This window comes from Terriglobales bacterium (assembly GCA_035624455.1).
In the GTDB taxonomy this organism is placed as follows: Bacteria; Acidobacteriota; Terriglobia; order Terriglobales; family Acidobacteriaceae; genus DASPRM01.
In genome coordinates this window covers 26,164-36,611 of record DASPRM010000134.1, presented here as the reverse complement: position 1 = coordinate 36,611, position 10,448 = coordinate 26,164, and the positions used below count along the sequence as shown (strand labels likewise).

Annotated in this window: 9 protein-coding genes; 4 read left to right on the top strand and 5 right to left on the bottom strand. The window is 60.1% G+C overall.

Annotated features, from left to right (window positions below):
- The 4 genes from VEG30_15205 to VEG30_15190 form a co-directional block, all read left to right on the top strand.
- Positions 1 to 1,121, top strand: a 1,121-nt coding sequence (locus VEG30_15205) for an aconitase family protein (protein ID HXZ81275.1), incomplete at its 5' end; no start/stop codon positions are given.
- Positions 1,114 to 2,337, top strand: a complete 1,224-nt coding sequence (locus tag VEG30_15200; GenBank protein ID HXZ81274.1) for an isocitrate/isopropylmalate family dehydrogenase — start codon at positions 1,114 to 1,116, stop codon at positions 2,335 to 2,337. The genes VEG30_15205 and VEG30_15200, both read left to right, overlap by 8 nt.
- An 8-nt stretch (positions 2,338 to 2,345) precedes the next feature.
- A complete protein-coding gene (locus VEG30_15195; protein HXZ81273.1) occupies positions 2,346 to 3,575 on the top strand; it encodes an aldolase/citrate lyase family protein in 1,230 nt (409 codons plus the stop codon).
- A complete protein-coding gene (locus tag VEG30_15190; protein ID HXZ81272.1) occupies positions 3,575 to 5,143 on the top strand; it encodes a citrate lyase subunit alpha in 1,569 nt (522 codons plus the stop codon). The genes VEG30_15195 and VEG30_15190 overlap by 1 nt, the downstream gene beginning before the upstream one ends.
- Positions 5,144 to 5,494: 351 nt before the next feature.
- Here the strand turns inward: VEG30_15190 and phoU are convergent, their stop codons facing one another.
- The 5 genes from phoU to pstS form a co-directional block, all read right to left on the bottom strand.
- A complete protein-coding gene (gene phoU / locus VEG30_15185) occupies positions 5,495 to 6,175 on the bottom strand; it encodes a phosphate signaling complex protein PhoU (protein HXZ81271.1) in 681 nt (226 codons plus the stop codon).
- Positions 6,175 to 6,936, bottom strand: a complete 762-nt coding sequence (gene pstB / locus VEG30_15180; GenBank protein ID HXZ81270.1) for a phosphate ABC transporter ATP-binding protein PstB — start codon at positions 6,934 to 6,936, stop codon at positions 6,175 to 6,177. The genes phoU and pstB overlap by 1 nt, the downstream gene beginning before the upstream one ends.
- A 5-nt stretch (positions 6,937 to 6,941) precedes the next feature.
- Positions 6,942 to 7,823 (bottom strand): phosphate ABC transporter permease PstA, encoded by an 882-nt coding sequence (gene pstA, locus VEG30_15175; protein HXZ81269.1) that lies wholly within the window; start codon positions 7,821 to 7,823, stop codon positions 6,942 to 6,944.
- On the bottom strand, positions 7,813 to 8,847 hold the full coding sequence (gene pstC, locus VEG30_15170; protein ID HXZ81268.1) for a phosphate ABC transporter permease subunit PstC: 1,035 nt from the start codon (positions 8,845 to 8,847) through the stop codon (positions 7,813 to 7,815). The genes pstA and pstC overlap by 11 nt, the downstream gene beginning before the upstream one ends.
- A gap of 379 nt (positions 8,848 to 9,226) precedes the next feature.
- Positions 9,227 to 10,234: a phosphate ABC transporter substrate-binding protein PstS gene (pstS, locus tag VEG30_15165; GenBank protein ID HXZ81267.1), complete on the bottom strand. Its 1,008-nt coding sequence runs from the start codon at positions 10,232 to 10,234 to the stop codon at positions 9,227 to 9,229.
- Positions 10,235 to 10,448 lie beyond the last annotated feature (214 nt).

Here is a 10,448-nt window from a genome sequence, read left to right as displayed (position 1 = left end):
CGCCCCACATCTCCGGCCCGGACAGCGTCCAGGTGATGTCACCGCTGGCCGAGGCGGAAAAGCGCCACATCAAAATTGACAAAGCTTACCTGCTCTCCTGCGTCAATTCGCGGCTTGAAGATCTCGAAGCTGCCGCCCGCGTGCTCGACGGCCGCAAGGTCGCCTCCGGCGTGCAGTTCTATCTCGGCGCGGCCAGCCGCTGGGTGCAGCAGGAAGCCGAGCGCCGCGGCATTTGGCAATCGCTGCTCAATGCGGGAGCCATTGCGCTTCCCGCCGGCTGCGGCCCTTGTATCGGACTGGGAGTCGGACTGCTCAAGCCCGGCGAAGTGGGAATTTCGGCGACGAATCGCAATTTCAAGGGCCGCATGGGATCGCGCGATGCCCAGTGTTATCTCGCCAGTCCCACCGTAGTCGCGGCTTCTGCGATCGCCGGATACATCACCGCGCCAAGCTTTGAAGCGCAAGCTCCCGCCATTCGTCCTTTGACGCGCTCCTTCACGGAACTTGTCGCGCCGCCGCTGGAAGCCGAATCCGTCGATATCATCGAAGGTTTTCCGCGGCAGGTGAAAGCCCGCCTGGTTTTTCTGCCCCAGGATAATCTCAACACCGACGGCATCTACGGCAAGGATTACACCTACCGTGAAGACATCACGGCGGAGCAGATGGCGCAGGTCGTCATGCAGAATTACGATCCCCAGTTCGCTTCGCTCACCCACGCGGGTGACGTAGTCAGCGCCGGCTTCAACTTCGGCACCGGATCGAGCCGTGAGCAGGCTGTCACCGCCCTCAAAGCTAAAGGCATTCCTCTGGTGATCGCCGGCTCCTTCTCGCAGACCTACCTCCGCAACGCCTTCAACAACGGCTTCCTCTGTATCGAGGTGCCGGAGCTGGTAAGAAAATTGAAGTCGGATTTCGCTGCCGCCATCGCCCGCAAGGAGCGCACGATCATCTCTGGCGATCAGATTGAAGTAGACTTCACCACCGGCACGATCCTGTATCGCGGCGCGAAATTCCATTTCCCCGCGCTGGGCAGTGTGCCGCAGTCGCTGGTAGCAGCGGGCGGAATCGAGCAGTTGATTGCTAAGCGGATTGAAAATCTCCAGGAGTCTCATCATGCCTAAATACACCGTCGTTACCATGCCGGGCGATGGCATCGGCAACCAGGTTCTACCCGAAGCGGTTCGTGTGCTGCACGCCATCGGTTTCGACGCCGACTACGTTCACGCCGACATCGGCTGGGATTGCTGGATCAACGAAGGCAACGCCCTGCCCCAGCGCACCATTGATCTGCTGGGGAAACACAAGCTAGGTTTGTTCGGCGCCATCACCTCCAAGCCCAAGCGCGAAGCCGACGCCGAGCTCAAGCCTCAGCTGCGCGGCAAAGGCCTCACCTACTACAGCCCCATCGTGACCATGCGCCAGCGCTTCGGTCTCGATATCTGCATTCGCCCCTGCATCGGATTTCCCGGCAATCCTCTGAACTTCATCCGCAAGAAGCCCGGCGGTGGCTACGAGGAACCACACGTCAACGTGGTTGTCTTCCGCCAGAACACCGAGGGCCTCTACGCCGGCGTGGAATGGACCAATCCGCCCGCGCAGGTACGGGCGGCTCTCGAGAGCCATCCCAAATTTCAGCCTTTCCACGACGTAAAAGACGAGGACCTCGCGATCTCGGTGCGCATTATCACGCGCCCTGCCGCGGAGCGCATCTGCCGCGCCGCTTTTGATTACGCCAGGAAATTCGGCTACAAGAGCGTGACCATCTGCGAGAAGCCCAATGTGCTGCGCGAAACCAGCGGCATGATGGAAGAAGTCGCAAAGCAGGTAGCCCGGGATTACCCCTCAATTCCGCTGTGGTCCACCAATATCGACGCCCAAACCATGTGGCTCACCAAGAATCCGGAAGACTACGGGGTAGTCGTCGCCAGCAATCTCTTCGGCGATGTCATTTCCGACGCTTTTGCCGGATTGATCGGCGGATTGGGATTCGCCGCCTCGGGTAACATCGGCCGCGAAGTCGCGGTCTTTGAGCCCACCCACGGCTCAGCTCCGAAGTACGCGGAGCTGGACCCGCCCATCGTTAATCCCATCGCCATGATTCTCTCCGCCGCCATGATGCTCGAGCATGTGGGCGAGATCGAAAAGGCTCACTTGGTGCGCGCTGCTATCGCCGAGGTCGTCAAGCAGGGCAAAGTGCGAACCTACGATATGATGCGCATCTCCGGCGGCCCGAAAGCCATCAGCCGGGGCGCATCCAGCACCACCGAGATGACCGACGCCGTCCTGCGTGCGCTTGAAACCGTGAAACTGCCCGAAACCGTCGCCGCTGCGAGATAGAGACGAGCATGAGCACACAACAAGTTGCTCCATCACCCATTACGGAAGCCGGACGCTCAGGCAAAGACGTCCGCTCCGATCTGCGCGTCCAGTTCGAAGCGCGCGCCAGCGGCGGGCTCGAGATCGATCTGCGATCCCGCGTCGCCGCCTACTACGGCGACTCCATCCGCCGCCAGGCGCAAGAGGTGTTGGAACAACTCGGGATTTCTCACGCCGCCCTGATCATCGAAGACGAGGGCGCGCTGCCCTACGTCATCTCCGCGCGCATCGAAGCGGCGGTGCGACGCGCCGGACTCGGGCAGGGAAGACGTGCGCTTCCGTCTGCCATCGCACTTCCCGCGCCCTCCGCTCGTGACCGCCTGCGCCGCTCGCGTCTGTACCTGCCCGGCTCCGAGCCCAGGTACTACATCAACGCGGCTTTGCACGGTCCCGACGCCATCATCCTTGACCTCGAAGACTCGGTGCATCCAGCCGAGAAAGATGCCGCCCGCATCCTCGTCCGCAATGCGCTGCGCGCTGTCGATTTCGGCGCCTGCGAGCGCATGGTCCGAATCAACCAGCTGCCGCTCGGCCTGGATGATCTGTTGGAAGTAATTCCTGAGAGCCCCGATCTGGTGCTCATTCCCAAGGTCGAGTACGCCGATCAGGTGAGGGAAGTAGCAGGCAAGATCGATGAGATCAAGTCCTGGCATCACATCGATCGTCCCATCTGGTTGATGCCGATCCTGGAGTCGGCTATCGGCATCGAGAAGGCCTTCGACATCGCCAGCGCGCACGCGTCTGTAGTCGCTCTCACCATCGGGCTCGAGGATTACACTGCCGATCTTGGCGTAGCAAAAACCACCGACGGCTCCGAGTCACTCTATGCCCGCACGCGTCTTGTCAATGCCGCCAAAGCTGCCGGACTCCAGGCCATCGACTCCGTCTTCAGCGACGTCGCCGACATGGAAGGTCTCCGCCGCTGGGGCGAGCGCTCCCGCGCTCTCGGCTTCGAAGGCATGGGCTGTATTCACCCACTGCAGATTCCGGTCATTCACGAGGCTTTTGCCCCATCTCCCGTTGAGATCGAGAAGGCTCTTCGCATCGTCACTGCTTTCGAAGAAGCCCGGAGCAAGGGCCTGGGAGTAGTCAGCCTGGGATCGAAGATGATCGATCCCCCTGTGGTCCAGCGGGCTCTGAAGCTCGTCTCCCGCGCCAGGCAGATGGGCCTGATTCCCGCGGCAGCAGAGGTTCGCTAATGCCGGTTACCGCCAGGATTGAACTCGCGCGCAATGCTGCTGGACGTCTCGTTCCCCTTGAGGTCAATCACAAATCTCAGTCTCCGTTTCTCGGCCTCAACCAATATCAACCCAGCGGCACGAAGGCTGCCCCACCCATCCGTTCGGCCAAAGACTATCCTACGAACGGCGACAAGCGTTTTCCTGATCTCGAGTCTGCCCTCCGCCGCTGCGGTCTGCGCGACGGGATGGTGATCTCGACTCATCACCACCTGCGTGACGGCGATGCCGTAGCCCTGCCTGTACTCCAGACCGCCGCCCGCATGGGTGTGAAGGACCTGATGTGGTTTCCCAGCGCCTCCTTTCCCACGCACGCGCCCGTCATCGACCTGATGGAAGCTGGGGCGGTTCACCACATCGAAGGCAGCATGAATGGTCCCCTGGGCGATTACTGCTCGATGGGCAAGATGCGCGGCATGGGCGTGCTCCGCTCGCATGGCGGCCGCTGGCAAGCCATCCAGGACGGCGAAGTTCACATCGACATCGCCATCATCGCTGCGCCCACTGCTGATCCCTTCGGCAATGCCACCGGCTCGCTCGGCAAGTCCGCTTGTGGCTCACTCGGTTTCGCCCTCGCCGACTCCACCTACGCCGATCATGTCATCGTCGTTACTGACAACCTGGTTCCGTTTCCCTGCGTGCCGTGGCAGATCCAGGGCAACAACGTCGATTACGTGGTCGAAGTTCCATCCATCGGAGATCCCGCAAAGATCGTCTCCGGAACCACGCAGATCACCCGCAGCCCTGACCGCCTGAAGATCGCCGAGTACGTCGCCCAGTTCTTGCGCGACGCCGGCATTATGCGCAACGGTTTCTCGTTCCAGGCGGGCGCGGGTGGCATCGCCCTCGCCTTTGTCGATTACCTGCGGCGCATGATGAAGGAAGCCGGACTCAAAGCTCGCTTCGTGCGCGGGGGATCGTCCCGCTACCTCGTGGAGATGCTGCAGGAGGGCCTCACCGATTACATTCTCGACGGCCAGACTTTCGATCTCGACGCAGTTCGCTCCATCGCCACCGATCCCCGCCACGTCGCCACCTCTCCTTTTACCTCCTACAATTTTCACGGCAAGGGAAACTTCGCATCTATGGTGGACGTCGTGGTGCTGGGAGCGACTGAAGTGGACCTGAACTTCAATGCCAACGTGGTGACCCACTCGGACGGCCGCCTGCTGCACGGGATCGGAGGATGGCAAAACTGCCTCTTCGCCGGCTGCACTATCCTTGCCGTTCCTTCTTTCCGCGACCGCATCCCCGTCATCGTCGACGAAGTCACCACCCTCACCGGCCCCGGCGAACTCATCGACGTGATCGTGACCGAGCGCGGCATCGCCATCAATCCGTGCCGGCAGGATCTGAGCGATGCAGTCAAGGGATCGAAGTTGCCCATCCGGCCACTTGCAGACATCCAGCGCGAGGTCGAAAACATCTGCGGCGGCAAGCCACAAAAACCCAGGCGGCTCGATCGTGCCGTGGCTGTTGTGAAATGGGTCGATGGCACGGTGCTGGATACCATCTGGCAGGTCGGCTGATCGGCACATTCCCATCTGTCATCCTGAACGAGGACGCGGCACAACAATCCGCGTCCGAGTCGAAGGACCAGCTGTTTTTGTGTTGGACAGGCGATCTCGCCTGGGCTCAGCCAGAAATGACTGTCATCCTGAGCGAAGCGCCCGACCGTGTTTTCGACCCGCGTTCTCTGCGGCTTGCGGGCGCTGAGTCGAAGGATCTGGTGTTTTCCTTCGGCAGTAACGGTAGGGGTCATGCCGAGCGAAGCGAAGCATCTATGCATTCACTCTCGGCCAAAGAAATGAACCCGGCCATTGCGCTCCAATGCAAAAGCCCGGCCAAAGCCGGGCTCTTCCACAAACGCGAAACCGCGCCTAATCCCCAGGGGTGACCGCTTTGTCGCCGAACATGTGGCGCACATCGGCGCCCCGTACCCAGAAAATTACGTCTTCGGCGATGTTGGTGGCATGATCCCCCACCCGTTCCAGGTTGCGGGAGATCAGCAGCGTGTTCAGGGCCTGCGGCACCAACTGGGGCGATTCTTGCATGAACTTGATGATGTGGCGGTGGGCTTCTGCGTTTAACTGGTCGATCGAGTTATCCATCTTGAGGACCGACTCGGCAACATCCGCGCGGGCATAAATAAAGGATTCCAGCGCGGTCCGCACCATGGTGGAGCCGATTCCTGCAATACGCGGAATATCGATTGCCAGGTCCGCTTCGGGCAGGGTGGTCAATTCTATGACCCGCTGGGCGATGTTCACCGCCTGATCGCCCACCCGCTCCAGGTCGGCATTGATCTTTACCACCGCCACGATGAAGCGCAGGTCAATCGCCATCGGCTGCTGCATGGCGAGCAGGTCCAGCGCCAATTCGTCGATTTCCCGTTCCATCTGGTTGATGGAGCGCTCCCCCTCCAACACTTTGTTGCAGAGAGCAGCATCACGGCGCCGATACCCTTCAATCGCGCGGTCGACGGCCTGTTCGGCCAGCCCGCCCATCCGCAGCAGTTTGTCTTTCAGTTCGTCGAGTTCTTGATGAAAGCGGGTGCGCATTATCCGAACCTGCCAGTGATGTAGTCTTCCGTCCGCTTGTCGGACGGATTGGTAAATACCTTTTCCGTCTTGTCAAACTCGATCAACTTCCCCAGGAGAAAGAACCCAGTATAGCCCGCCACACGCGCCGCCTGTTGCATATTATGGGTGACGATCACGATGGTGAAGCGCTGCTTCAACTCATCGATCAGCTCTTCAATTTTGCCCGTCGAGATCGGATCCAGCGCCGAACACGGCTCATCCATCAGCAGGACCTCCGGTTCCACGGCCAAAGCACGGGCAATGCATAGACGCTGCTGCTGGCCTCCGGAAAGGCTGGCGCCAGATTTCTTCTTCAGCACGTCCTTCACTTCATCCCACAGGGCCGAGCCGCGCAGCGACTTCTCTACGATATCGTCGAGTTTGTGACGATTGCGGTAACCATTCAGCTTCAGACCAGCTGCCACGTTATCGTAAATCGACATGGTGGGAAAGGGATTCGGCTTCTGGAACACCATCCCCACCCGCCGCCGCACTTCGACAGCCGGTGTTCCGGCACCGTAGATGTCCACTCCGCCAATCACCACGCTCCCATCCACGTGTGCCCCGGGGATAGTCTCATGCATTCGATTAAGCGTCCGCACGAAGGTGGACTTGCCGCATCCTGAGGGGCCAATGAGCGCCGTCACCTGATTGGCTCCCATGTCCATCGAGACATCGTGCAGAGCTTCGCTATTCCCGTAATACGCCTTGAGATTCCGAACTTCTATCGCCGTACCCATTTGGGTTAAGCCCCTCCCTTCATCATGCCGCGACTGGTAACGATGCGGACTGCGGTCACGGCGGCAACAATCAGCAGGATCAGAATCAGGGCGCCAGCCCAGGCCAGCCGATGCCATTCGTCAAACGGCGAAATGGCATAAGCGAAAATCTGCAGTGGCAACGCTGCCGTGGGTTGGTTGATGTTGAAGTTCCAAAACTGATTTCCGAACGCGGTGAACAGCAGCGGCGCAGTTTCACCTGCGGCGCGCGCAAACGCCAGCATCACACCGGTAATCACGCCCGCCGACGCCGTGCGCAGCGTAACCGACAGCGCCGCCCGCCACTGCGTTACGCCCAGGCCCCAGGCAGCTTCACGGATCATGCGCGGTACCAGCAACAGCATTTCTTCCGTGGTCCGCGATACCATGGGGATCATCATCACGCCAAGCGCAACTCCGCCCGCGAGCGCGGAGAAGTGCTTCTGCACAACAACAATCAGTCCATAGATCGCAATTCCCACCACGATGGACGGAATGCCGTTCAGCACGTCCGCGGTGAAGCGCACCGCATTTCCAACTTTGTTGTGACCGTATTCCGCGAGATAAATTCCCGCCCCGATCCCCAGCGGGATACCGATCACCGAGGCAATCGCCAGAATGATCGCCGAGCCGACGATCGCGCTCGCCATGCCGCCGCCCGTCTCTCCTACCGGCTTGGGAATCTGCGTCAGGAAAGCCAGATTGATCGACCCGATTCCCTTGATCACCAGGTACACGAAAATGGCAAACAGCGGAATCACCACCGCGATGGAAGACGCGGTAGCAAAAAACGTTAGAAAGTGGTTGGCAAACTTGCGTGACCAACTGATGGGCGTCAGCTGCGTTGGTTGAACGGCGTTACTGGCCACGGGACCTCGCAGGCGTGCCGCGCGTGGTCATCCATACCAGACCCTGGGCCAGCGCATTCACGATGAGAGTCACGATGAAAAGAGCCAGGCCGACCTCAATAATTGCGCTCAGATACAGATCCCCGGTCGCCTCGGTGAACTCATTGGCGATCACGCTGGCCATGGTGTAGCCGGGCGCAAACAGCGACTTTGAAATCTCCGGCCGGTTGCCGATCACCATGGTGACCGCCATGGTCTCGCCCAGCGCGCGTCCCAGCCCCAGAATGACTCCCCCGATAATGCCGGCACGGGCGTTGCGCAGCACGCCCATGCGGATCATCTCCCAGCGGGTGGCCCCCAGCGCCAGCACGCCCTCGCGCTGCGTTTGCGGAATCGCTGTCATCACGTCACGCGTAATCGAGGAAATGATGGGAACCGTCATGATGGCGAGAATTACCCCCGCCGCCAGCATCCCAATGCCGAAGGGTGGGCCCGCAAACAAGCCTGTCCACCCCAGGTATTTACCCAGCGGCGGCTGTACGTACTGGCGCAGCAACGGCGCGAGCACGAAAATCGCCCACAACCCGTAGATCACGCTGGGAACCGCGGCCAACAACTCCATCAGGAACGATAACGGCATCCTCAGCCACACCGGGCTCAGCTCGGTGATGAAGATCGCCGCTCCAATCGACAGCGGCACTGACAGAAGCAGCGCCAGGAATGAGGACACCAGCGTGCCGTAGACAAACGGCAGGGCGCCGAAATCTCCCGCCACCGGGTCCCAGTTCTGGCCCAGGAAGAATCTCCATCCGAACTGCTTGAGAGAGAGCTCCGACTTGGTTACCAGCTCGAGGACGATCAGCACCACGATGCCGAGCACTGAGAGGGCGCACAGCAGAGTTATCAGCTTGAAACCATTATCCCCGAGGCGGCTGGCAAGCGATGCTTTGACCGTGATCGGCTTCGCTCCTACCTCGCTGAGAGCGGCTGCCTTGGATGTGTCTTTGGGCAAATTGTCTGGCAGAGCGCTACCTGGGGCGAGCAAACGTCACCTCGGAAAACACGAAGGCTACCAGCGTTCTGTTACAGCGAGATTAAAAGACCAGGGAGCTACTCTCCCTTAACGAGACCCTGACTGTCATCCTGAGCGACGCGCCCGTCGTTCCTTCCGACCCGCGTTCTGCAGGGGTTGCGGGCGCGGAGTCGAAGGATCTTGCGTTTTCTTCCTCTCAACCCATCCAGCAGCGGTGCCTCAGGTTCGCGCCGCGCACTTCGGGGCTAACCTGGGCTGCTCTTCGCGCTTGCCGCGGCCGGCGCCGTGTTTGGGCGTCGGCCGCGATGCAGGGCTTGTTTAAGCCGCTGTTGCGCTCCTCGCCTGCCACTCCCCTCTGCTGAAGCTGCCGGCGAAGTTCAATGCCACTCGCCTACTGGATCTGCTTAATGGTGTTGCGAACCCGGTCAGCCACTTCCTTCGGCAGGGGCGCGTAATCCAATTCCGCCACCTCGTTTTCGCCGTTATCCAGCATCCAGTTCAGGAATCCCACCATGGCCGTTTTCTTGGAAGCGTCACTCCACTGCCCTGGCACCAGGAGCCAGGTGAAGCTGCAGATCGGATACGCCTCCTTGCCCGGAGCATTGGTAATGGAAACCCGGAAATCCGCCGGCATATTCTTCACTGACGCCGCCGCCGCCGTGGTTGCCTGCAGGCTGGCCTTGATGTACTGTCCGGCCGCATTCTGCACAGAGCCAAACGGAATCTTATTCTGCAGTGCGTAGATCAATTCCACGTACCCCAGAGCACCTTCCATTTGACGGATCAGACCCGCCACTCCCTCGTTGCCTTTCGCGCCCAAACCTACGGGCCACTTCACCGACGTTCCTTTCCCCGTGCCGTTTGCCCAGTCAGTGCTCACCTTGGACAGGTAGTCGGTCCAAATGAAAGTCGTGCCGCTGCCGTCGGAACGGTGCACTACCACGATCGGCCGGTCAGGCAGTTTCATGTCGGGGTTCGCCTTGGCAATGGCCGCATCATTCCAGTTCGTGATCTTGCCCAGGAAAATGTTCGCCAGAATCGGTCCCGTGAACTTCAGCTCGCCACTTACCCCGGGCACGTTGTACGCCGGAACCACCGCTCCCAGCACCGTCGGAATGTGGAATATCTTCTTCTTGGCCTCGGCAAGCTGCTGGTCGCTCATCGGACCATCGGTGGCGCCGAAATCCACCGTGCCCGCCGTCACTTGCCGGATTCCGCCACCGCTGCCGATCGACTGATAGTTGATCTGTACCGACGGGTTTGCCTTCTTGTAATCACTAAACCACTTGGAATAGATGGGATAGGGAAATGTTGCTCCTGCGCCATTCAGATTCTGGGCGACCGCACTACCCACCAAAAACGCGCAGCAGAGGAACCACGCTGATAGACGTCTTGCCATGAAGACTCTCCTCCCTGGGATTTTCAAACGAAACCTTTTAGCCAACCAGTGTTACAGCACGGTTACAAAGGAGTGAATATTTGTTTACAAGGAATAAACGACCCTTTTGGGAATGGAAGATATTTGCGTACTTCCATGGCCTGAATGGCTAGAGGACCGCTAACTGCTCTGTCATCTTGAGCGAGGGCGGGCTACCAATCCCCGTCCGAGTCGA